The organism is Halomonas marinisediminis (assembly GCF_004347715.1).
In the GTDB taxonomy this organism is placed as follows: domain Bacteria; phylum Pseudomonadota; class Gammaproteobacteria; order Pseudomonadales; family Halomonadaceae; genus Halomonas; species Halomonas icarae.
This window is the reverse complement of the sequence record NZ_SLTR01000753.1, coordinates 1-230: the sequence shown is the minus strand read 5'-3', so window position 1 is coordinate 230 and position 230 is coordinate 1. Positions and strand designations below refer to the sequence as shown.

Annotated in this window: 1 protein-coding gene; it reads right to left on the bottom strand. The window is 41.7% G+C overall.

The features are described from left to right. Nucleotides 1–230, bottom strand: a 230-nt coding sequence (locus E0702_RS18430) for a DUF2232 domain-containing protein (RefSeq protein ID WP_132045928.1), incomplete at both ends; no start/stop codon positions are given.

Sequence of the window (230 nt, the reverse complement as noted above, 5' to 3'; positions counted from 1 at the left end):
TATGACTAAGCTGCCTAAAAGAAATGCTAAACTTGCTAATGAACCTCCAATAAAGACATGAAAAGCGCTTTTTTTCTGACGGTACAATACCCCCATTACCACTCCGATCATCCCGGCAAATAATGCACTGAATATGGAGGGCAACGCACCGATGAAAATGGTTAACAAGCCACTTGCTGCAACAACGAGCAGCGATTTTTTCAGGTCGTTTCTAGCAGCATAAATAGTAA